At 66.9% G+C, this 22,439-nt stretch carries 15 protein-coding genes; 1 reads left to right on the forward strand and 14 read right to left on the reverse strand.

Translation table 11 applies throughout. The features are described from left to right. Nucleotides 1-20: 20 nt before the first annotated feature. Together ACLHG5_RS10575 and ACLHG5_RS10580 are read right to left on the reverse strand one after the other, a co-directional pair. Nucleotides 21-2,678, reverse strand: coding sequence for an alpha/beta hydrolase-fold protein (locus ACLHG5_RS10575; protein WP_411318753.1), 2,658 nt, complete (start codon nucleotides 2,676-2,678; stop codon nucleotides 21-23). Between the two features lie 299 nt (nucleotides 2,679-2,977). Beyond that, nucleotides 2,978-5,107, reverse strand: coding sequence for a hypothetical protein (locus ACLHG5_RS10580; RefSeq protein ID WP_411318754.1), 2,130 nt, complete (start codon nucleotides 5,105-5,107; stop codon nucleotides 2,978-2,980). Between the two features lie 77 nt (nucleotides 5,108-5,184). Here ACLHG5_RS10580 and ACLHG5_RS10585 point away from each other — a divergent pair, with 77 nt between their 5' ends. Continuing rightward, nucleotides 5,185-6,375: a hypothetical protein gene (locus ACLHG5_RS10585; RefSeq protein ID WP_411318756.1), complete on the forward strand. Its 1,191-nt coding sequence runs from the start codon at nucleotides 5,185-5,187 to the stop codon at nucleotides 6,373-6,375. Here the strand turns inward: ACLHG5_RS10585 and ACLHG5_RS10590 are convergent. The 12 genes from ACLHG5_RS10590 to ACLHG5_RS10645 all read right to left on the reverse strand — a co-directional run bounded on the left by ACLHG5_RS10590 (nucleotide 6,372) and on the right by ACLHG5_RS10645 (nucleotide 22,410). Continuing rightward, on the reverse strand, nucleotides 6,372-7,913 hold the full coding sequence (locus ACLHG5_RS10590) for an alpha-N-arabinofuranosidase (protein ID WP_411318757.1): 1,542 nt from the start codon (nucleotides 7,911-7,913) through the stop codon (nucleotides 6,372-6,374). The genes ACLHG5_RS10585 and ACLHG5_RS10590 overlap by 4 nt on opposite strands. Nucleotides 7,914-7,971: 58 nt before the next feature. Beyond that, the gene (locus ACLHG5_RS10595) at nucleotides 7,972-8,901 is read right to left on the reverse strand and encodes a carbohydrate ABC transporter permease (RefSeq protein ID WP_411316739.1); all 930 of its coding nucleotides are present in this window, start codon (nucleotides 8,899-8,901) and stop codon (nucleotides 7,972-7,974) included. Beyond that, entirely contained in the window at nucleotides 8,901-9,842 is a 942-nt protein-coding gene (locus ACLHG5_RS10600) for a carbohydrate ABC transporter permease (RefSeq protein ID WP_411316738.1), read from the reverse strand. The genes ACLHG5_RS10595 and ACLHG5_RS10600 overlap by 1 nt, the downstream gene beginning before the upstream one ends. Before the next feature lie 78 nt (nucleotides 9,843-9,920). Next, a complete protein-coding gene (locus tag ACLHG5_RS10605) occupies nucleotides 9,921-11,279 on the reverse strand; it encodes an ABC transporter substrate-binding protein (RefSeq protein WP_411318758.1) in 1,359 nt (452 codons plus the stop codon). Nucleotides 11,280-11,571: 292 nt separating this feature from the next. Beyond that, nucleotides 11,572-12,384 (reverse strand): formate/nitrite transporter family protein, encoded by an 813-nt coding sequence (locus ACLHG5_RS10610; RefSeq protein ID WP_411318760.1) that lies wholly within the window; start codon nucleotides 12,382-12,384, stop codon nucleotides 11,572-11,574. 92 nt (nucleotides 12,385-12,476) lie between these two features. Then, nucleotides 12,477-14,810, reverse strand: a complete 2,334-nt coding sequence (gene yicI, locus ACLHG5_RS10615; RefSeq protein ID WP_411318761.1) for an alpha-xylosidase — start codon at nucleotides 14,808-14,810, stop codon at nucleotides 12,477-12,479. A gap of 76 nt (nucleotides 14,811-14,886) precedes the next feature. Continuing rightward, entirely contained in the window at nucleotides 14,887-16,920 is a 2,034-nt protein-coding gene (locus ACLHG5_RS10620) for a beta-galactosidase (RefSeq protein ID WP_411318763.1), read from the reverse strand. Next, the gene (locus ACLHG5_RS10625) at nucleotides 16,913-17,878 is read right to left on the reverse strand and encodes an aldo/keto reductase (RefSeq protein ID WP_411318764.1); all 966 of its coding nucleotides are present in this window, start codon (nucleotides 17,876-17,878) and stop codon (nucleotides 16,913-16,915) included. Before ACLHG5_RS10625 ends, ACLHG5_RS10620 begins: the two co-directional genes overlap by 8 nt. Then, a complete protein-coding gene (locus ACLHG5_RS10630) occupies nucleotides 17,875-18,789 on the reverse strand; it encodes a carbohydrate ABC transporter permease (protein WP_411318766.1) in 915 nt (304 codons plus the stop codon). The genes ACLHG5_RS10625 and ACLHG5_RS10630 overlap by 4 nt, the downstream gene beginning before the upstream one ends. A gap of 4 nt (nucleotides 18,790-18,793) precedes the next feature. Then, nucleotides 18,794-19,756 carry a carbohydrate ABC transporter permease gene (locus ACLHG5_RS10635; protein ID WP_411318768.1) on the reverse strand — a complete coding sequence of 321 codons (963 nt, stop codon included), beginning with the start codon at nucleotides 19,754-19,756 and terminating at the stop codon, nucleotides 18,794-18,796. Between the two features lie 64 nt (nucleotides 19,757-19,820). Further along, nucleotides 19,821-21,104, reverse strand: a complete 1,284-nt coding sequence (locus tag ACLHG5_RS10640; RefSeq protein ID WP_411318770.1) for an extracellular solute-binding protein — start codon at nucleotides 21,102-21,104, stop codon at nucleotides 19,821-19,823. 169 nt (nucleotides 21,105-21,273) lie between these two features. Next, nucleotides 21,274-22,410: an ROK family protein gene (locus ACLHG5_RS10645; protein WP_411318771.1), complete on the reverse strand. Its 1,137-nt coding sequence runs from the start codon at nucleotides 22,408-22,410 to the stop codon at nucleotides 21,274-21,276. Between the last annotated feature and the right edge of the window lie 29 nt (nucleotides 22,411-22,439).

The following is a 22,439-nucleotide window of genomic DNA, read 5'->3' on the forward strand; positions in this document are numbered from 1 at the left end:
GCGCTCGTTCGAGTTCCCGCCTAGTCGACGGGGAACAGGGAGATGGTCAACAGCCCGGTGTAGGTGCCGGGCTGGGTTCCGACCGGAACCTCCAGCTCGAGCTCCGCCCCGAGAACTGCCGACCCGAATCGACCCTCAGCATCTGCCGAGGCGAGCGTTCCGGGCGTTTCGAGCCCCGGACCACCGTCGAGCACCGTGTCGACCGGCGACCCGGCGACGAGACCCGGTCGCGGCGTGAGCACGTCGGGCGTCCACCCGAAGTGATCGGCCGTGAGCGTCTGCCCCGTCGAGGTGAACGAGTCGGCGTGACCCGACACAGCCCACCCGCCGACTCCCGCCTGCTGAGCCGTGCGCGAATCAGACACGGTCACCTCGGGCAGCTGTCCGGTCATCCGAAGACGGTCTCCCGCGTTCTCCGGCTCCGACAGCGCGACGCCGTCACCGTAGTCCGCGATCGTCATGGCGAGAACGCCGTTCTCGGCCTCAGGAATCTCGGCCTCGATCGGGATGCCCTCGCTCGTGTCTCCCTTGAACAACCGGGGAAGGAAGTCGATGAGCGACTTCTGCCACACGTCCCAGCTGTGCGGACCCGGGATGATCGGAGCGAACTCGTGGTCGATCCCCCGATCCTCGAGAGCGGCGATGAGGCTGAGCGTGTTCTGGTAGGTGAAGTCCTGAATGTCACCCGTGTAGATGCGCATGAGCTCGGTGCCCTCGTTGATGGCCTCGATGTCGGCGCCGGCCGGCGGTGCGCCGAAAGCCGACATCGCCCCGATGTAGCCGAACTCTCCCGGGTGAGCCCACAGCGTGCTCAGGGTGTGACCCGAGCCCATCGAGAGTCCCGCGAGAGCGCGCTGCTTCGGGTCGGAGCTGACGTTGTACTGCGTCTCGGCTGCCGGAACGATCCGCGTGAGCAGTTCGTTCGGGAAGTCGACCCCGTTGCCGTTGCCCATCACCACGACCATGGGAAGGATGTTTCCCTTGAGGTAGTGATTGTCGAGGATCTGGGCTGCTCGCCCGACCTCCACCCAGTCGGTCCACGTCTGTCCGCCACCGTGCTGGAGGTAGAAGACGGGGTAGGCCTCGGCGCGATCCGCGTCGTAGCCCGGAGGCGTCCAGACGTAGGCCGACCGCTCCTGCTCGTTCGCGGTGCTCATGTAGGGCAGGACCTCGACCGCGCCCCTTGACTCGGGAGCGACGTCGCCGGTGTACTCCCCGCGGATGCCGTCGCCGGCCACGAAGAACGTGCTCCAGTTGGGCTCCGAGAGAACCGACGTCGGATTGCCGGTGTCTTTGTGATCGACACCCTCGACGACGAACTTGTAATAGTACGAACCACCCTCGAACGGCACGGTGAGGCGCCAACGACCGTCGGACTGCTTCGTCATCGGGATTCGCGGCCAGCTGCCCGCCGGGCCGAAGTTGCCCCACACCGTGACGTGGTTGGCGTCGGCGAACTCGGTGCCGGTCTCGAACGTGACGACACCGTTCTCGTCGATCCAGGGGGTCGGTGCCGTGCCCGGAGCGGGGAGCGAGTGGCTCTCGAGAGGCAAGTGCCCCTCGCTCGGCCCGGTGTCGGACGGCGAGGCGAACACGCGCGACGCGAAGTCGTGCAGGCTCTTCTGCCAGGTGTCCCACGTTCCCCCGGTCTCGGGGTCCGATCCGTCGGACTGGAACTCCACTCCCGCGGCCGTGAACTTGTTCGCGAGCGCGACGGTCCGGTTGTAGGCCGGGTCTGTCACGTTGCCCGTGTAGACGCGCACGAGGTCGGTCGCCTCGTTGATCTGCGCCGCCTTCGTGGCGTTGACCGTGCTCACGAGGCTGCCCGAGAACGAGCCGACCTTCGAGAACTCGCCCGTGTCGGTGAGCAGGAGGTTGAGCGCCTGGCTGGCACCGCGACCGATTCCGGCGATCGCCTGATTCGACGGGTCGTCGGAGATATTGAACTCGGCGCGGGCCGACGGGAGGATGTTGTCGAGCACTTCGGCGCGGGCATCCGCCGTGTCTCCATCCCCCATCACCACGACCATGGGTTCGAGGTCGCCTTCGACCGCGAGGTTGTCGAGGATCTGAGCGGCCCGACCCAGCTCTGTCCACTCGCTGTAGCTCTGGCCCGCGTCGGGCAGGAGGTACAGCACGGGGTAGGGTTCAGCGCGGTCGGCGTCGTAGCTCGGCGGTGTCCACACGAGGGCGGAGCGTTCCTCTTCGGCAACGGTGCTGTCGTAGGTCAGCGTCTCGAGCTGCCCTCCCGCGGGCACGTCGGCGAGCCATTCGGCGCCGGGGCCCGGAACGAACAGCGTGTTCCACGCGGGCTTCGACGTGACCTCCTGGGGGCTGTCGGGGTTGCGGAACCCGACGGCGTCTTGGTTCCAGGCCGGTCGCGCCGAGTACTGGTAGTAGTACAGACCCGGATCGAGCGGGCCGATCGTCGACGACCAGTTGCCGCCGCTCGCTCCCATATTGAGGGTCGACCAGGTCTTGCCCGGGCCGAAGTTGCCTTCGACCGCGACGACGGCGGGGTCGACACCCGTCGCGGGCTCGATGGCGGCGTCGGGCACCGTGAACCGGTAGACGTCGGCCACGGGGTTCGGTGGAACCGAGATCCACGGGTCGGTGCCTGCGGCGACGGCGTTCTGCGCCGCCAGGATCGAACCGGCACCGACGGCGGCGACGGTCACTGCCGCAAGCCACCTCCGCCCCGGTCTGCGTCGACGGACAGGCCGTCTTGACTGAGTTTCTTTCACCGTCTGTTTCCTCTCACTGTGCACGTCTCTGTGCATGAAGATTCGGCGTCAACGCGGGGGTGTGCTGGCGCCTAGTGGTGAACCGCGACGGTGCGACTTCGGGGGGCCGATTTACAACGTCGTAAATCCATCTCACGGACAGGATGGGTGACGCAGACGGCACCTGTCAAGACGCAGTTTCGGCGAACGCCTCGGCAGGGTCGACGGCGGGCCTCCGAGAAAACGAGCGGCAGTCAGTCGAATTCGACGATCGCGTAGGGCCCGAGCTGGGAGATCTCGACCCGCACACGGCCCGCAATCGTGCGCACGGGAACGACCTCGCTCGCGCGCCCCGGATGATGCACCGTGGCACCGCGCACCTCGAAGGGCACGTCGATGTCGACGCTCACTAGATCGGCCACGACCGTTCGCTCGACCCCCTCGTCGTAGTCGTAATTCACCACGTGGAGAGCGCCCGCCGCTCCCCCCGAGCACTGGATGCTCACGGCGCCGCGCACGAGGCCCGTAGCGACCACTTGCGAGCCCTCCGGCACGAGCGCATCCGCACTCGTCGAGTCGGCGACGGTCGTGCGCGCGTGCTCGCGGATGGGCGTCACGTCGACGCCACTCTGGCCGCCGAACTCCCCCTGGCCACCGAGCTCCCCGAAGAGAGTGACGGAGCCGCCGCCGTCGAGATAGCCCACGATCGCCGCGACCTGTCGGCTCGTGAGCGACCCGCACCCGGGCAGCACGATGCGCGAGTATCGCGCGAGGGCCCCGGCGGTCGCGTCGTCGTCGCGATGCACCCCGTCGTGGAACATCACGACGTCGAGCGGGTGACGAGCGAGACCGAGGGAGTTCACCGCGCGCAAGAACGGGATCGCGCGCGGCGACGTCTCGCCGACGGCGGGGTAGACATCCTCCGCGCTCGAGTTGAGCATCTGGTACGTCGTCTCGAGAAAGTTGCTGTCGGTGCTGTAGACGACCCCGAGGGCGTTGTGCGTCTCGGGCGAGAACAGGCGCTCGTTGTCGGCGAGGAAGTTCTGGATCTCGAGCGTCTCGTCGTGCGGCGCCCACACGGCGTCTTCGATCTTCGACCCCATCCACGCGCCGTAGGGCACGGACATCGTGACCCCGAGGGCCGCGGCCTCGTACATCATGACGCGGTAGCGGTCGATCGCAGCGCCTCGGTTGAGCTTCGCGAGAAGCTCGGGCATGACTCCGCCGTAGGGGTTGGTCGAGACGCACACGGGTTTGCCCCCACCGAATCCCGCGATGAACCGCATCCACCCCGGCTGCTCGTAGAGCGTGTGACGCTGCTCGGGCACGAGAACGTCGAGCATCGAAGCGAGAGGGTCGTGCCACGGTGCCCCGTCGAAGAGATTCGACGACACGAGCACCGTGCGCCCGACACTCGCGGCGTACTCCCGCACATACGACGAGAGCTCGGCGAAGTTCGCCGCCTGGCATCCCTGCAAGAACCTCACGTAGTGCCGGGCCATGACTCCCTCTTCGCCGTCGGCCTTGAGCCTCACGGTTTCGACGCCGCGCCCGAGGAGCCACCGACCGTAGTGGAATGCCACCGGGTCGCCGACGCTCTCGGGCACCTGTCCCGGAGCGAGACCGGCGAGGTAGTCGCGAAACCCCGCGACGTTGTCGTAGCTGAAGGAGCCGCCATAGCCGAGCGCGCCGAGCGGACTGTCGGGCTCGTCGAACTGGATGCCGTCGACGCCCGCATCGATCTGGATGCGCACGATGGCTTTGAGATACTCCCGCCAGACCCGGTTGTTGAGGTCCATGAAGTGGCACTCGTGCTCACGACCGGGCACCTCGAGCCAGCCCGCGTGATGCGGAACCCCGTGGATGTCTCGCGAACAGCACTCCTCGAACAGATCGGTCACGGCCTCGCCGCGCGAATTGACGAGGCCGTCGGGAAAGTACTTCTCGAACGGCGCCCAGAGCTTCGGATACCGGTTCTGCGTGAACTCGCGGAGGCCGAGCCACCCGCGTTTTCCGACGCCGCGAAGCTCGTTCATCGCGAGGATCTCCGATTCGTCGTCGGAGAGCTCGACCGGAAACTCCCACCCCTGGGTCGAGAAGATGACGCCGAAGGCCTTCACCCCGCGCTGGCGGAGTTCGTCGGCGAACTCGGAGTCCTTGAGAAAGCCGTATTGCCGGAGTCTGGCGGGAACCGGAGCGTGAGCTTCGTCTTCGAGATAGGGAAGAGAGATCGAGCCGCCGCCGAGAGAGGGCCACGTGGTGATCGTCGCTCGGTAGTCGGCGAAGTCCTCCGCCATCTTGAGCCGCCGCGGCGGAAGGCTCGGGTGGTAGTTGTGGCCGCGAGCGAACCACCCCTGCGCATAGATTCCGCGCTCCATCGGCATCGTCGCCCCCTAAGGTAATCGTTGTAATACTACGTGTGACATCGAGACGAGCGACGGAGCTCGTCGAAGGGAGCTTGATGACCCGCACCACTCGAGACCTCGTCGAGCGGGAACTGCGTGAGAGCGCGGGCATCCTCCGGCTCGACCCTGCCTGGGTCGCTCGTGACTGGCTCCCGCCCGGCCGTCGGCTCGGTCTGCCCACAGATGCCTACGACGTCGGCATTCGCGGTTTCATCTGCGAGCGCTGGCTCGCTTCGACGACGAGAGCCGACAACGCCGTCGGCCCCGACGACGAGGGGATCAGCATGATCCGCACGGCGGCGGGAGAACGGATCAGCCTCGCTGACGCGGTCGCAGCGGCACCCGACCTGCTCCTGGGCGCCGCCTACGCCGAGACCCACGCGGGCCTCGGGCGGCTCGCCAAGATCTTCGATTTCGCCGAGCGCATCCCGCAGCACATCCATCCACCCCTCGAGTTCGCCGCGCGTGCCGGCCGCAACTCCAAAGACGAGGCCTACTACTTTCCGTCGGGAGTCGACCTCGGCCCCCACCCCGAGACCTTTCTCGGTATCCACCCCTCGCTCGACCGCGATCGACTGTGGGATGAATTCACGGCGGTGCTCCGCGACTGGAACGACGACCGCATCCTGCGCTACTCCCCCGCCTACCTCCAGGTGCCCGAGGAGGGCTTCTTCATCCCGTCGGGAGTACTCCACGCACCCGGAACCGCGCTGACGATCGAGCTTCAGGAAGACTCCGACACGCTCGCGATGCTCCAAGCTCTCAACGCGGGCGCCATCATCGACAAGAACCTCCTCATGAAGGATGTGAGCGACGACGATCGGGCCTCCCACGGCGACACCGCACCCCTGCACTGGATCGACTGGCACGAGAACGGCGATCCCTACTTCTACGACAACCACCGCCTCGTTCCGGAGGTGTTCCGCGACGAGGGGGACGCGACCGAGGCGTGGATCTTCTACGGCTCCGACAAGTTCTGCGGCAAACGCCTCGTGATCGACCCCGGGGCGAGCTACCGGAGCGCCGAGAATGGCGTGTTCAGTGTGTTCGTCTGGTCGGGCACCGGAACCGTCGGCGGAGTCGAGGTCGTCGGCCAGAGCCACAACCACGACGAACTCCTCGTGTCGCACGATCGGGCGACCGGCGACCTGCTCTACATCAACACGGGCGACACCCCTCTCGTGATCCTCAAGATGTTCGGTCCCGACATCTGCTCCGACGCGCCGCTGCTCGCGCGACGCACCTAGCCGAGCGAGACGGCCGTCCAGGAGACCGCCGGCAGCGTTATCGTGAGCACGCTGCCGTCGGTCGACGCCGAGGTGTTCCCGGTCGGGCGCACGCGATCCGGATCCTCGCGGGTGTTGCGCGCGGAGATGTCGTCGTCTGCCATCGTCTGCGCGTCGAGCACCGCGGTCGTTCCGAGGGCGGCGAGGTCGATCGTCACGGTGATGTCGTCGGACTGCGACCGGTTGACGAGAAACACCGCGCTTCGACCGGCGTCGGCGTCGTGGGTCGCGACCGCGTCGACGAGCGCGACACTGCCGTGCTCGTCGGTCTCGTAGTGGTCGCTCTCGACGCGCACGTCGAGGGCGACCCCGTGCGCGAGAGCGGAGGTGAGCGCGAACGGGTAGAACGTCGTCTGCCGCCAGGCGGCCCCACCCGGCTCCGTCGTGATGGGCGCGATCACGTTGACGAGCATCGACATCGACGCGGAGGTGACCCGGTCGGCGTGGCGCAGCAGCGAGATGAGCAGACCGCCCACCACGACCGCATCCGCCACCGAGTAGACGTCCTCGGCGAGCCTCGGCGCCTCGGGCCAGTCGTTCCCCTCGATCTCGTCGGTGCGATAGAAACGGTCGGCCTGTCGGGGGAAACTGCGCAGGTTGTCGCCGAGGTACCAGACGTTCCACTCGTCGAACGAGATCTCGAGCGTCTTGTCGCTGCGCTTGAGCGCCTTCACATAGTCGGCGGTTGCGATGACGGTGTCGAGGTAGCGGTCCATCTTGACCCCGCACGCGAGGAACGAGCCGAGGTCGCCCGCCTTTTCCTCGTAGTACCCGTGACACGAGATGTAGTCGACGTCGTCGTAGGTGTACTCGAGCACCGTGCGGTCCCACTCGGGAAAGGTCGCCATCGTCGGGTGCGACGACCCGGAGGCGACCAGTTCGACCTCGGGGTCGAGCTGGCGCAGGGCTTTCGCCGTTCGGGATGCCTTCTTCGCGTAGTCGTCGGCCGGGGAGTGGCCGAGCTGCCACGGGCCGTCCATCTCGTTGCCGAGGTACCACATCCTGATTCCGAAGGCGTCGGTGCGGCCGTTGGCGATGCGCTGCTCCGAGACCGTCGACCCCTTCTCGATGTTGGCGTACTCGAGCACCTCGAGGGCGTCGGTCGTGTCGGCCGTGCCGAGGTTCACGGCATACATGAGCTCGCTTCCGACCTTCTCCGTCCAGCTCGCGAACTCGTGCAACCCGACCTGGTTCGTCTCTGTCGACCGCCACGCGAGGTTCAACCGGCGCGGACGCTCCTCTTTCGGGCCGATGCCGTCTTTCCACTGGAAGCCCGAGACGAAGTTGCCGCCCGGATACCGGATCGCCGAGACGCCCAACTCTCTGACGAGGTCGATGACATCGCGGCGGAAGCCCTCGTCGTCGGCCGTCGGATGGCCCGGCTCGTAGATGCCCGTGTACACCGCGCGCCCCATGTGCTCGATGAACGAGCCGAAGAGGCGGCGATTGATGGCGCCGACGACGAACTGCGGGTCGATGGTCACGCGAGCGTTGGTCATGGTCGCCTTCCGTCGTTGGAATGCTGGATCATTCGCATCACTCTCAGGCCGCTCTCGGTTACTTGAGGCTGCCGAGCGACAGCCCACCCTGCCAGTACCGCTGCAGGAGGAGGAAGGCGATGATGAGCGGAATCACCGACACGAGAGCGCCGCTCGTCACGAGGTTCCAGATGAGGCTCGCCGACGTCGCCGAGTTCGACTGCACCTGCCAGTAGTTGAGACCGACGGTCACGGGGAGCAGGGTCTGGTCGGTGAGCATCGCGAGCGGGAGGAAGTAGTTGTTCCACCCGCCGACGATCGACAGCAGCAGCACCGTGACGATCGCGGGGCGCATGAGCGGCAGCGCGATCGTCACGAACGTGCGGATCTCACCGGAGCCGTCGACGCGCGCGGCGTCGAGCAGCTCGTCGGGGATCGCATCCTGAATGTAGACGCGCATGAGGTAGACGCCGAACGGGCTCAGGAGCGAGGGCAGGATGACCGCCCAGATCGTGTTCGTGAGACCCAGGTTGTTGAAGAGCACGTAGGTCGGGATGACGAGCGCCGTGAGCGGCACCATGACCGAGGCGAGGAGCGTGAGGAACGCGACCTGGCGCCCGCGGAAGCGGTATTTCGCGAAGGCGTATCCCGCGAGAACCGCGAGCACGGTCGCGCCGACACCCCCGGCGAATGCGTAGAGGAACGAGTTGCCCAACCACTGCACGTAGATGCCGTTGTTGTAGGTGAGCAGTTCGGCGATGTTGTCGAAGAGGGCGAAATCGTCGTCGAACCAGAGCGGACCGCCGGTGCCGGCGAAGAGACCGCTCGTGGTCTTGGTGCCGGCCACGATGAGCCACCACAGGGGCAGGATGAAGTAGAGCGCCGCGATGGCCAGGAGCAGGTGCATCCCGACGGCTTTCTTCGGTTTGGGCTGCGAGCTCGCGCGCTTCTTGCGTGGTCGGGACTCGGTGATGGCTTCGTCGACGAGGGGGGCGGGTGAGGTGGTCATTATCGAAGTCCGCTCTTCTTGCGAGTGGCGATCAGAAAGATGATCGAGGCGAGGAACACCATGAGTCCGAGCGCGAACGAGATCGCCGACGCGTAGTTGAACTGCTGGTAGGAGAACGCCAGGTTGTAGGCGTAGAGGTTCGGCGTGTACGAGGCGTCGATGGCGTTGCCCGCGAGCGGAGCGAGCACCTGGGGTTCGGTGAAGAACTGCAGCGTGCCGATGAGCGAGAACACGATGGTGAGAACGAGCGAGGACGCCACGATCGGCACCTTGATCTGCCGGGCGATCTGCCACTTCGACGCGCCGTCCATGCGGGCGGCCTCGTAGAGGGTGGGATCGATGGACTGCAGCGACGCGTAGATGATGATCATGTAGTAGCCGGTCCACTGCCACGTGACGATGTTGGTGAGCGACCCGAAGATCGTGTCTCGACTGAGCAGGTCGGGAGCGGGGAGGCTCAGCATCTCGAAGAACCCGACGAGGGGGCCGAACGAGGGGCTGTAGAGGAAGCCCCACATGAGGGCGCCGATGACGCCGGGGATGGCGTACGGCACGAAGATCATGAGCCTCGTGAACGAGGAGAAGCGCGTGCGCACGTCGTCGAGGATGAGGGCGAAGATGAGCGCGAGGCCGATCTGGATGGGAACGAACACGACGGCGAAGGCCGCGACTCTGCCCATGCCCGAGAGGAAGCGTTCGTCGTTGAAGGCCCTCACGTAGTTCGTCAGTCCTGCGAACTGTTCGCCACCCGCGAGGGTGTTGGTGTGGAGGCTCATCCAGAACGCGTACGCGAGGGGGAGCACGAGGAAGACGAGGAAGACGGCGGCGAACGGGGCGAGGAACAACCACCCGAATCGGGCGTTCTTCTGGTTGAGGCTCGCGCCCTTCTTCTTGCTCTTATCGGGTGAACGCGGGGGTGCGTCGAGCTGCGTGGTGGTCATGGATCACTTCCTTGGGATGCAGATGAACACAGAGGAGGATGCGGGCGAGGGCTCGGCCCCCGCCCGCATCGGACTAACTCACTTCAGGGTGAAACCCTGCTCACCGGCATACGTCTCGAGAGACTCCTGCAGGCCGTCGGCGGCTTCGTCGGCCGTCATCTCGCCGGCGATCGCCTCCGAGAGCAGTCGCTGCATCTCGTCGTAGTAGAACTGCGTGAACGGCGAGTAGGTGACTCCGTCGTAGTCGAGCGCAGCGGGGGAGAAGATCTCCTGGTTGATCTGCTGTCCCCCGTAGAAGTCGTACTCGCGACCCTGGAAGTAGTCCGACTCGATCATGTCGGGCTGCGCGAGGAACACGCCACCGACCTCGACCGCGAGCTCCTTGTTCTCCTGCGGCTCGTAGAGTTCGGCGGCCACTCGCGTCGCGAGCTCGGGGTCTTCGGCCTGAGTCGTCACCGCGAGGGTGCTTCCGCCCCAGTTGACCTGCACGGGGTTGGCGGCGTCCCACTGCGGGATCGGCGCCGCACGCCACACGGCGTCGGGGTCGGCGTCTTCGAACGACGGGATGTGGATGTTGTACCAGACCGGGTAGACGGCCGTGGCGTACTCCCCCGTGCCGAGCTTGGTGTTGAACTCGGGAGTCCACGCCTGATCGGTGCCCACGAGGCCGCGGTCGACGAGGTCGATCCAGTAGTCGAAGACCTGCTTGCTCGCGTCGTCGTTGGCGTTGATGCCGATCTCGGTGAGGTTGGCGCTGTCGAAGTCGAACGGCGCGGCACCGGCCTGGTCGAGGAACGCGAGGTGCTGGCCCTGACCGTTCGGCGCGAAGTTGCCGATCTTGACCGCACCGTCGGTCGCGGCATCCAACTCCTCCGCGGCCTGAGCGTATTCGTCCCACGTGGTCGGGATGGCGATGTCGTTGGCCTCGAAGAGGTCTTCGCGGTACCACATGCCTACGGGACCGAGGTCGACGGGCACGGCGTAGACGCCGTCACCGCTCGAGACGTCGCGCCACGCGCCGGGGGTGTAGCTGGACTCGTACTCGTCGATTCCGTATTCGGCCATGTCGACGAGGCCGTCTTGGATCACGAAGCTGTTGAGCCAGTCGTACTCGATCTGCAGCATGTCGGGGGCACCGGAGTTCGACTGGATGGTCGTCGCGAGCTTGCTGTAGACGTCGCCGCCCTGACCCGCGTTGGTCCAGCAGATCTGCACGTCGTCGTGGCTCGAGTTGAAGTTGTCGATGGTCTCCGCGCTGTCTTCGAGCCAGGCCCAGTAGGTGACGATGGGCACGTCGTCGACCATGATGTCGTTGCTGCAGTTCGTGTCGCTCGCGCCGGCACCTCCGCCGCTGCCGCCACCACTCGAGCATCCGACGAGACCGGCGGCGACGACGGTCGTCAATCCTGCTGCCAGCAGAGTTCTTTTCGTGAGCATGAGATTCGCTGTTCCTTTCGCGGTGCAGAGACACCGTTGTCTGTGGCCGCGAGGGCGGCCGCTGTTGCTGCGAGGGATAGTGCGTGGCGCCGATTCTCCGAACTCACACCCCGACTCCAACGCTGGAACCCGGATGCCTGCTGCGTTCTCGAAGCGTCTTTCCAACGTTGGAATTCTGCTTCAAAAAAAAGGGCGTTGGCATCACGTTAGAGCGAATTGTTCGGTTTGACAACATTTCGGCGATGACTCATCACGGCGGCTCGCCCGGTCGTCTCGCCCCTCTCGGCCCCGCTCAGCCGCGCTCGGCATCCGCCTTCTGCTGGAAGAGCTCTTTCGTGCGCAGTAACCGCAGGGCCGTCACGAGAACGAGGCCACCGAGCATGTTGAAGAGCAGGGTGTAGCCGAACCAGGCGTGCCAGTCGAGGTAGCTGATCGACGCTCCCGACTGGATGGCGCCGAAGATGAGGAGGGAATCGAGGATCGAGTGGAACAGCTGCAACCCCGCCAGCAGGAATCCCCCGATTACTGTCGCGACGATCTTGGCGACCTCGGAATCGGTACCCTGCTGCATGCGCGTCATGAGGGTGATCGTGCTGCCGCCGAGGATAGCGAGCACGATGCTCTGCAAGCCGAACGGGGCATCGGTGAAGTGTCTGGCCGACTCGACGAGGGTGTCGTGCCACTGCGGAAACGCTTGAACGACGAGCCACATGAAGACCCAGCCCCCGGCGAGGTTCATCACGAGCGTGCCACCCCACAGCTTGACGAGCTGGCCGACCGTGCCCTCGCGCGCGACGACCGCCGCCACGGGCATCAAGAAGTTCTCGGTGAACAACTCGCTGTGCGCGAGCATGAGGGCGACGAGCCCGATACTGAATGCGAGACCCGCGAGCAGGTGATCGCCGGTCTGATCGAGCACGGCGAGATAGGCCATGACACCGAGGCCGACCTCGAGCCCACCGAAGAACCCCGTGATGAGGATTCCCCGCCACGTGCGCTGCAAGCGCTCGGCACCCTCGGTGATGGTGTTGTCGAACGACTCCGCAAGCTCGTCTTCGACGGGGTCGTCGCGATCGCCGAGTTCGCGGCGTCGCGCGTCGGTCACGGGGTCACTCGTCGGGTGCGCATCCCCTCACTGTCTGCCGGTCGGCGAATATGCGCAACGGCTCGACAAACGTCTCGCGGGCGGGGAGTGTGTCAGGGATCGACCCGAACCGCGCCGTTGACCGACATTCGCGGTGCGGAGCCCGGCGTCGCCACCGAGAACACGACGGCCGGCTCGGAGCGCACGTCGAGCCCGTCGACATCGCCCCTCACGCGGAAGACCACGGAAGGGTGCCCGGGCGCGACAACGGTGACCTCCCGGTCGACGTCGCCCGCGAACATGCGCAGTGTGAGCCCCTCGGTGTAGTCGTAGTCCGGACGATCGGTGCGCCCGCCGATCGGGAGCACCGCGCCCTCGCGCACCCACAGAGGCACGCTGAAGACGTCGTGCACCTCGGATCGCCACACCCCGCCATCCGCTTGCTCGCCCGTGAGGTAGTTGGTCCACCGTCCCGCCGGGAGGTAGTACTCGACCTCTCCCGACTCCGTGAACACGGGCGCGACGAGCAGGTCGGAGCCCAACATGTACTGCCGGTCGAGGTAGCGCACAGCGGGGTCGTCGGCGAACTCGAGCTGCATCGGCCTCATGAACGGGAGCCCGCGCTCGTGCGCCTCGACGCCCACGCGCGACAGATAGGGCATGAGCTCGAACTTGAGCTGCGCGAACCGGCGGGTGACCTCGACGGCCTCGTCGTCGAACATCCACGGCACGCGATAGCTGCTCGACCCGTGCAAGCGGGAGTGACTCGAGAGCAGTCCGAACGCGACCCAACGCTTGAACACCTCGGGGTCGGGTCGACCCTCGAAGCCGCCGATGTCGTGGCTCCAATAGCCGAACCCGCTCATCGCGAGCGATAGTCCGCCGCGCAGGGTCTCGGCCATCGAGACGAACGACGATGTGTTGTCTCCGCCCCAGTGGATGGGCATGCGCTGCCCCCCGGCGGTGGCCGACCGCGCGAAGAGCACGGCCTCACCCGCGCCCCTCTCCGACTCGAGCGCCGCGAACACGGCCTGGTTGTAGAGCTGGGCATAGAGGTTGTGCATGGTCTCGGGCGCCGTGCCGTCGAACCACACGACATCGGTCGGGATGCGCTCCCCGAAGTCGGTCTTGATGGCGTCGATCCCCTGCCGCACGAGACCCCGCACTTTGCCCTGGAACCACTCGACCGCACCCGGGTTCGTGAAGTCGACGAGGGCCATTCCGGCCACCCACTGATCCCACTGCCAGATGTCCCCGTTCGCGCGTCTGACCAGAAAACCCTGGCTCGCTGCCTCGGCGAAGAGCGACGACCGCTGGGCGATGTAGGGGTTGATCCACGCGCTCAAGCGCAGGTCTTTGCCGTGCAGCCTCTCGAGCATCCCCTCGGGGTCGGGAAACACGCGGGCGTCCCACTCGAAGTCGGTCCAGTGGAACTCACGCATCCAGAAGCAGTCGAAGTGGAAGACCGAAAGGGGGATGTCGCGCTCGCGCATGCCGTCGATGAACTGCCCGACGGTCTCCTCGTCGTAGTCCGTCGTGAACGACGTCGAGAGCCACAGACCGTACGACCAGTCGGGCACGCGAGCGGGCTTGCCCGTGAGGGTCGTATACCTCTCGAGCACGTCTTTGGGGGTCGGCCCGTCGATGACGAAATATTCGAGCGACTCGCCCGAGGTGGAGAACTGCACTCGCTCGACCGTCTCGGAGCCGACCTCGAACGACACGTGCTCGGGCTGGTTGACGAACACCCCGTAGCCGCGGCTCGAGAGGTAGAAGGGCACGCTCTTATAGGACTGCTCGCTCGCCGTGCCGCCGTCGGCGTTCCAGATGTCGACCGTCTGGCCGTTTTTGACGAGCGGGCCGAATCGTTCGCCGAGCCCGTAGATCGTCTCGCCGACGGTGATGTCGAGTTGCTCGTGGATGTAGCTCGACGCGTGCGCTCGCCCGTTGAGCGTGACCCCCGCGACCCCCGCGGGTTCGGCCGACACCGCGGCGTCGGCCCCGAGCTCCATGAAGCCCACCGACTTGTGCCCGCTCGACGTCAGCACGCGGCCGCCCGACGAGAACTCGAGGTTCCATGGCGCACCCTGGCTCACCCTCGCGGAGATCGATCCCGACGTGATCGTTCCGCCGCGCGCGTCGACCACGATGTCGCCGAGGCCGGTCTCGGCCCCGACGAGCTCGAATCCGCGCGATCGTCGCGCCCCCTGGAAGTGGTCGATCCGCACCCTGATCACACCCTCGAGAGGCGATGAGAGCGTCACCGTGAGCGCCGTGCGGTTGAGAACGTCGCCGCGGCGCTCGATGACCCGCGTGGGGGCGGTGACGACGATGCGATCGCCGTCGACCCCCGGGCTCGCGCTCTCGACGTCGATGTCGTAGGCCTCGAGAGCGTATTGAGCGGTGACGCCGGGGCGGGTGAGCCAGAAGCCGTCGGTGAATTTCATGTGCGGGTCTTTCGATGGAGTGCGGGCCGTCGGCTCGCGTGAGGGTGGATGTTCGGCGCCGCCGATCGTGGGCGGATCACCTCATGACGACGACTGCACCGCCGGCGGGCACGGTCACGGTCGACCCGTGCTCCTCCCCCGTGATGAGGTCGGTGCCACCCTCCCGCACCGTCAGCGTGCCCGCAGTGTGGTTGAGGGCGAAGAGGAACGACGCATCGGCGCCGACCCGGCGCACGAGCTCGAGCCCGGCATCCGCGTCGGCGATCACCGGCAGTGACGCGAGCTCCGCGAGCTCATCGACGAACTGCAGCATGGCGTCGTCGTCGGGGCGCGACGCGAGGTACGTGGCCGTGCCCGTTCCGACACTCGCGCGCGTGAGGGCCGGAACACCCTGACGCTCCCCCGACCGATAGCTCGCGAGCGCCGTCGCCCCCCGGAGCTCGAGCGACTCGGTCCAGAGGTCGGCGGTCCAGCCGTTGTCGAGCTCGACCGACTCGTCTTCGAAGAGGGGGAAGAACTCGTCCGTGCGAATCTGGAGGAGGTCTCGGAACGCGCCGGGATACCCGCCCTCGCGCACGCGACTGCTCTCGTCGACGATTCCCGAGAAGTAGGAGACGACGACGTGCCCACCGCCGCGAGCGAACTCGGCGATGCGCTCAGCGGCCTCGTCGGAGACCAGGTAGAGAGTGGGCACGACGACGAGGGAATACCCGCTCAGGTCGACCGTCGACGGCACGACGTCGACGGCGATGTGCCGTGCGGCGAAGGCGCGGTGCAATCGCTTGGGCAGGTCTTGCGGAGTCAGGAGGGTCGACGGCATCCGACCGAAGGACTGGGCCGACGCGGAGTCGTGATCGAACAGGATCGCCACTCGCGCCGATTCGACGCGCGACCCGACCACGGGGGCGAGGTTCTTGAGTGCCGCACCGAGTGCCTCGACCTCGCGGAAGACCTTGGAGTCGGCTCCGGCATGCGTGACGATGCCCGAGTGGAACTGCTCGGCTCCGGCCGTCGACATCCGCCACTGGAAGAACAGCGCGCCGTCGGCTCCGCGCGCGATGTGCGCGAGGCTGTTTCGCGTGAGTTCGCCCGGCTCCTTGGCGCGGTTGACGGTCTGCCAGTTGACCGCGCTCGTCGAGTGCTCGATGAGCAGCCAGGGGTCGCCCTTCGCGATTCCGCGGGTTCGATCGGCGCTGAACGACAGCTCGGAGTGGCGCAGCGGGTCGGACGAGATCGTGTAGTGATCGTTGGCGACGACATCGACCTCCTCGGCCCAGCGGCCGTAGTCGTCGACCTGGGTGAAGCTCATGATCATGAAATTGGTGGTCACGGGGATGTCGGGGGTCACCTCGCGCAGCACCTCCCGCTCGGCGAGGTAATGGCCGAGGAGAGCGTCCGACGAGAACCGGTCGAAGTCGAGGAGGAGACCGGGGTTGTGGCTCGCGCGCGCGAAACGCGGCGGCTCGATCTGCGTGAACGACGTGTAATGGTGACCCCAGAACGCCGAGCCCCACGAGTCGTTGACCGCGTCGACGGTCGTGTACTTCGCCTCGAGCCACGCGCGCCACGCGACCGCGGTCTCGTCGCTGTAGCAGCGCGAGTTCTCATTGCCGATCTCGTTGCTCACGTGCCAGAGCCTGAGCGCCGGGTGGTCGCGATAGCGCTCGGCGAGGGCACGCACCATCCGCAGGGCGTAGCGGCGGAACGTCGCCGAGCTCGGCGACCACGCGAGGCGCCCGCCCTGACCGGTGCGCACGCCGTTCTCGTCGACCGTCGCGATCTCGGGATGCGTCTGAAGCAACCAGATGGGCGGCGCGGCGGTCGGTGTCGAGAGGTTCACACCGATGCCCCCCTCGTGCAGGAGATCGAGGATGCGGTCGAGCCACCCCCACTCGAAGACCCCGTCGGCAACCTCGAGCAGACCCCACGAGAACACTCCGAGGTTCACCGAGTTGACGCCCGCGCGCTGCATGAGCGCGACATCCTCGACCCACACCTCTTCGGCCCACTGCTCGGGGCTGTAATCGCCGCCGAAGGCCATGCCCTCGGCGATCCACGGAAAGGTGCGACCGGCGGGCTGGTCGTGGGAGCGGGAGACGAGTTCAGTCATTGTGGGGTCCTTCGTGGTGATCGGGGTCGTTCCATGGGCTGTCTCCGGGAGGCTCCTGCCAACTGACCGGCGCGGGCCGGACCGCCTCGAGTTCGGCGAACAGAGACTCGGGAATCATCAGCGCGGCGGTGTCGAGAGTGCGGTCCAGCTGGGCGAGGGTGTTGAGCCCGACGACCGTCGAGGTGATGCGGGGATCCCGCATGCTGAACTGCAGCGCAGCAGCCGCGAGAGAGACGCCGTGCCGCGCGCAGATCTCCCCCATCCGGTCGATCGACTCGGCGACGAGGGGGTGGGCGGGCCGGTAGGCGTAGTGCGTGACCGGGTCGGGCCACTTCGCGAGGGGCGCCGAACCGTAGGGCGCCGCATTGAACACGAGCGCGCCTCGCTGCGCCGCCGCGTCGAGGAGCTGCTCGGCCGACCTGTCGACGAGGGTGAAGCGGTTGTGGGTGATGACCGCGTCGAAGACGCCCGTCTCGACGTAGTTGGTGAGCATGGGAGCGGGGCCGCCCGAGATGCCGATCCGGTCGGCGAGGCCGTCGGCCTTCATTCCCTCGAGCGCCCGGACCGGACCTCCCTCGGCCATCGCCGCGCGAAAACTGATCGACTCGGGATCGTGCAGGTAGAGCAGCGGCACGCTCGACATCCCCAGCCGCACGAGACTCTCCTCGATCGAGCGCACCATGCGGTCGGCCGAGAAGTCTCCCGTCGCGGGATCCCTGTCGAGCTTCGTCGCGATGGTCACGCCGTCAGGCACTCCGCCGCGCTCTCTCAGCACGTCGCCGATGAGCTGCTCGCTGAACCCCCCGCCGTACTCGTTCGAGGTGTCGACGACCGCGAGAGAACGGATGCCGTCGAGCACGCGCTCGAGAACGGCGCGGGGGGAGGCATCCGTTCCTTCCCGATCGCGCCGCCCGAGCCACGCGGAGGTTCCCAGGGTGAGGGGTGAGTAGTACGTCATCCCTTGAGGCTGCCGCTGATGAGGTCGAGTTTCCAGTACCTCTGCAGGAAGAGCATGAGGGCGACGAGCGGGATGATCGAGAGCAGCGCGCCCATGATCGCGAGGCTGTAGAGGGCGGGGGTGCCTGTGCCGCGGTTCAGGAGCAGGTAGAGCCCGGTCGTGAGCGGAAACTTGCTCTCGTCGCTCAGCATGATGAACGGCAGCAGGAAGTTGTTCCAGATGCCGATGAACTGGAGCATGAAGACGGTCACGAGGCCCGGGAGCATCATCGGCGTCGCGACGGATCGGAAGGTGCGGAACTCGCTCGCCCCGTCGATGCGGGAGGCCTCGATGGTCTCCTCCGGAACCGACGACTGCGCATAGATGCACGCGAGGTAGATGCCGAACGGGTTGATGATGCTCGGGAGCAGCACCGACCAGTAGGTGTTGGCGAGACCGATCTCCGACATGAGCAGGTACTGCGGAATCGCGAGGGTGATCTGCGGGAGCATGACGCCCGCGAGCAGCACCGCGAACACGAGACCCCGCCCGCGGAAGCGGTAGCGGGCGAGCGCGTAGCCGGCCGCCCCCGAAACCAGGGTCGAGAGCAGCGCGCCTCCGCCGGCGTAGATGAGGCTGTTGAGAGACCACAGCCAGAACTGGCCGCCGCCGTAGGTGGAGAGGTCGGTGAGGTTCTCGAGAAACCCTGTTCCCGGCAGGAAGGTGAACTCGCTGAAGAGCTCGCCGCGGGACTTCGTCGACGCCGTGACGACCCACGCGATCGGGATGAGCGTGTAGACGGCGCCGAGGAGCAGCAGAACCGTGGGGAGGATGCGCGTGCGGCTCGAGCGCCGACGCTGTGTCGGAAACGGGGCGACGGCGGGGCGCTTGGCGGCCGCGCGCGACGCGGGACGTGCAGTGGTCGTGGTCACGGCGTCACTTGCTTTCTTCGAACGTGCGGCGCTGAAGAAGACGCAGGAGCACGAGAGAGATGAGGAGGGTTCCGAGGGCGAGCACGACGGATGCCGCGGCAGCGCCCGACACGTTGTCGGTCGCGAAGGCGTCGCGATACACCTTCATGAGCGGGAAGAACGAGAACGAGATCGAGTTCGACAGCGTGCGCAGGGTCGTCGGCTCGGAGTAGGCCTGCAGGGTCGCGATGAGCGAGAAGAGCAGGGTGAGCACGAGCGCGGGTGTCAGCAGCGGGATCTTGATGCGCCACGCGATCTGCCACTCGTTCGCGCCGTCGATCTTGGCGGCCTCGTAGATCTCGGCGGGGATCGAGCGCAACGCGGTGTACATGATGATCATGTTGAAACCGACGCCGCCCCAGATGGCGATGTTCGACAGCGATCCGTAGATCTCTGACGACCCGAGGAAATCGGCGGCCGGGAGTCCGACGCTCGTGAGCACCGCGTTGAACGGGCTCGTGCTCGGGAGGTACATGAACCCCCACAGCAGTGTTGCGATCACACCGGGCACCGCGTAGGGGATGAAGATCGCCGTGCGGGCGAACCGCGCGAACCGGATGCCCGGCAGATCGAGCAGGAGCGCGAACATGAGCGCGAGGCCGAGCGTGAGGGGCACCGAGATGATGCCGAACGTCGCGAGCCTGCCGAGCGAGGCGACGAACTCGGGGTCGGTCAGCGCGAAGACGTAGTTGTCGAGGCCGACGAAGACCTGCTCGCGGCGCCCGAACGCGCCTCCCTGCACCTTGAGCTGCACGAAGCTGAGGAACACCGCGTAGCCGATGGGCACGAGGAGGAAGAGGGTGAAGAGCGCGACGGCGGGGGCGAGGAACGCCCACGGCGCGAGTCGCGGCCGAGTGGAGTTGCGACGGCGACGATGAGGCGACGTGGCGGCTCGCGCCGCCGGTGGTGCGGTGAGAGTGGAGGTCATGGTGTGTCCTTCGATCGAGGGATGTCGGGGGCGGCGCGAACGACCGCCCCCGACATCCGGGCCCCTAGTTGACGGTGAAGCCGCTCTCTTCGAGGTCGGAGACGACGGCGTCCTGCGCCGATTCGAGGACATCGGTGTAGGACCCACCCGAAGCCGTCGCCGCCTTGATGCCGTCGCTGAATGCGTCGAACGCGACTTGCACGTTGGGGCCCCAGGTGATCGGCGCGGTGTTCGATCCGACGTCGGCCGCGAAGGTCCAGAAGTCGGTCTGCTCGCTCACGAGGCTCGGCACGGGGAGGTCGGCGAGGCTCTCCTGCCCGGCGGTCGAGGCCGGGAAGAGTCCGGCCTCCGATGCGAGCAGACTCGAACCCTCGGCGGAACCGTTGAGCCACGCGAGGAACTCCGCGGCCTCAGCCGGGTGCTCCGAGGTGTTGGTGACCATGACCGACGATCCGCCCATGAGGCCGACCTCGGACTCGCCGTCCCACGACGGCATGGGCGCGGCAGCCCAGAGACCTGCGGTGTCGGGGGCGACACTCTCCATGACCCCCGGGGCCCAGACGCCCGCGGTCCAGCTCAACAGCGTGCCGTCGTTCATCATGGTGTTCCATTCGGGGGTGAAGAAGTGGGTCGTGTCGACGACCTCGTCTTCGACGAGGGGCTGCCAGAACTCGGCCACGCGCTCGGAGGCGGCATCGTCGATGCCGATGGTCCACGACTCGCCGTCGGTCGACCACCACTCAGCGCCGAGGGGTTGCGTGTAGGCCGCGAACGTGGAGGCGTCGTCGGGGTAGCCACCGAGGAACGCGTCCGGCGCGACCTCTTTGACCTCGCGAGCGAGGTCGGCGTATTCGTCCCACGTCGTGGGCGGGGTGAGTCCGTACTCCTCGAAGAGGTCGGCGCGGTAGACGAAGATCATCGGACCGATGTCTTGCGGCACCCCGTAGATGCCCTCACCGATGGTGACGAGGTTGAGCGTCGAGTCGGTGAACTCTCCCGAGAACGCGTCGGCGTATTCGCTGATGTCGGCGGCGACGTCGCTCACGACGAGGTTGGGGAGCTTCTGGAACTCGGCCTGAGCGAGGTCGGGGCCCTCCCCCGCCCGAGATGCGGCGAGAAGCTTGGGCATCATGTCGTCGGCGCCGGCCGCCTCGACGACCTCGACCTGGATGTCGGGATTCTCGGCGTTCCAGGTCTCGACGACCGTGTCGACGTTGGGTGCCCAGGTCCAGTACTCGAGCTCGACCGGGCCGTCGGAGGACCCGCCCGAGCCTGATGCGCATCCGGAGAGAACGAGAGCGCCCGCCGCGAGGGCGGCGACGGCGGTGAATCTGATGGGTGACTTCATGATTGTCCAGCTACTCCTTTGTAGTGACGCCGGGGGCTGCGATGCGCCGCGGTCGGTGGCAGAGAGCGGGTGGAAGACGAGCTCTCGGTGCGTTCGCCTATTTTGTTCCGGCGCGGCACAAAATGTCAAGTGGTGAGTGTCAGCGCCTCGCGCCAGTCGACATGGCGGCTCAGACGACCCTGCGTATGGCTCCGATCGACGCGGCCCATGCGTAGTCGCCGAAATCGAAATCCTCCAGCACGATCGGCACCGAGACCGTCGCCGGGTCGAGCCGCGCAGACACCGCGTTTGAGAACGCGTCTGCCCCCGCGCGCGCGATCTCGAGACCCTCGCCGGTGATCACGACGCGCTCGGGATTCACGAGATTCACGAGGTTCGCCACGACCTCACCGAGTGCCCGCGCCGCCGACGTGATGGCACGCGACGCGCGCGCTTCACCCTCGCCCGCGAGCGCGAGCGTCGCCTCGAAGTCGCCGGTCCCCGCATTGTGCAGAATCGCGGGGATGGTGACGAACCCGCTCGCGCACGACTCGTGACCGCGCGAGCACCGCGTGCCCGCCTCGCTCACGATCGTGTGCCCGACCTTGCCGGAGTGGCCGCGCGAACCGTAGACGAGCTGATCGTTGACGACGATTCCGCTGCCGATGCCCGCGCCGAGGCCGATGACGACGAGGGAGCGGCATCCGAGCCCGGCGCCGAACCAGTGGTGTGCCACGGTGAGCGCTTGCACGTCGTTCGAGACGGCCGCCGGAAGGCCGGTCGCCGCCTCGACGAGACCGACGAGCGGAACCTCGTCCCACCCGAGGAAGTCGGAGCCGATCAGCAGGGAACGCCCGTCGACCTCCTCCACGTCACCCGCGAGGCAGACGCCGACCGCGGCGATGCGATCGAACCGCGAGCGCAAGTCGGCGATGATCGAGGCCATGAGGGCGACGACGTCGCCGACGGCGCGCGACTCGAGCTCGACCTCGACGGTCTCGAGCACGTTGGCGTGCAGGTCGGAGATCGCGGCGTAGAGCGCCTCGCCCGTGAGCTTGATGCCGATGAAGCGGGCCGCATCCGGCCGCAGATGCACCATCTCGGCGGGCCGACCGCGGCCGCTCGGCGCCGAGGCCTCCCCCTCGGAGATGAGACCGAGGTCGACGAGGTCGCGCGTGATGCGACTCAGGCTCGTGCGCGACATCCCCGTGCGTCTCGCGAGGTCCGCGCGAGACCTCGACCCGTGGATGAGCACATCGAGGAGAACCTCCCGCTGCGCCGAATGCAGTTCCGGCCACGCCCAGGTCGAGGCGGCGGCGATGGTCATGGCGTGAGCCTAATGACAACTGCGCGGGA

It is taken from the genome of Marisediminicola sp. LYQ85, from assembly GCF_046600695.1.
Taxonomy (GTDB): Bacteria; Actinomycetota; Actinomycetes; order Actinomycetales; family Microbacteriaceae; genus Marisediminicola.

Coding starts and splice junctions, on each gene's coding strand:
- ACLHG5_RS10580 (WP_411318754.1), bottom strand. CDS start 5,107: ATGCCGATGGAGCGCGGAATCTATGCGCAGGGGTGGTTCGCTCGCGGC.
- ACLHG5_RS10605 (WP_411318758.1), bottom strand. CDS start 11,279: ATGCTCACGAAAAGAACTCTGCTGGCAGCAGGATTGACGACCGTCGTC.
- ACLHG5_RS10635 (WP_411318768.1), bottom strand. CDS start 19,756: ATGACCTCCACTCTCACCGCACCACCGGCGGCGCGAGCCGCCACGTCG.
- yicI (WP_411318761.1), bottom strand. CDS start 14,810: ATGAAATTCACCGACGGCTTCTGGCTCACCCGCCCCGGCGTCACCGCT.
- ACLHG5_RS10645 (WP_411318771.1), bottom strand. CDS start 22,410: ATGACCATCGCCGCCGCCTCGACCTGGGCGTGGCCGGAACTGCATTCG.
- ACLHG5_RS10590 (WP_411318757.1), bottom strand. CDS start 7,913: ATGACCAACGCTCGCGTGACCATCGACCCGCAGTTCGTCGTCGGCGCC.
- ACLHG5_RS10585 (WP_411318756.1), top strand. CDS start 5,185: ATGACCCGCACCACTCGAGACCTCGTCGAGCGGGAACTGCGTGAGAGC.
- ACLHG5_RS10595 (WP_411316739.1), bottom strand. CDS start 8,901: ATGACCACCTCACCCGCCCCCCTCGTCGACGAAGCCATCACCGAGTCC.
- ACLHG5_RS10600 (WP_411316738.1), bottom strand. CDS start 9,842: ATGACCACCACGCAGCTCGACGCACCCCCGCGTTCACCCGATAAGAGC.
- ACLHG5_RS10625 (WP_411318764.1), bottom strand. CDS start 17,878: ATGACGTACTACTCACCCCTCACCCTGGGAACCTCCGCGTGGCTCGGG.
- ACLHG5_RS10640 (WP_411318770.1), bottom strand. CDS start 21,104: ATGAAGTCACCCATCAGATTCACCGCCGTCGCCGCCCTCGCGGCGGGC.
- ACLHG5_RS10620 (WP_411318763.1), bottom strand. CDS start 16,920: ATGACTGAACTCGTCTCCCGCTCCCACGACCAGCCCGCCGGTCGCACC.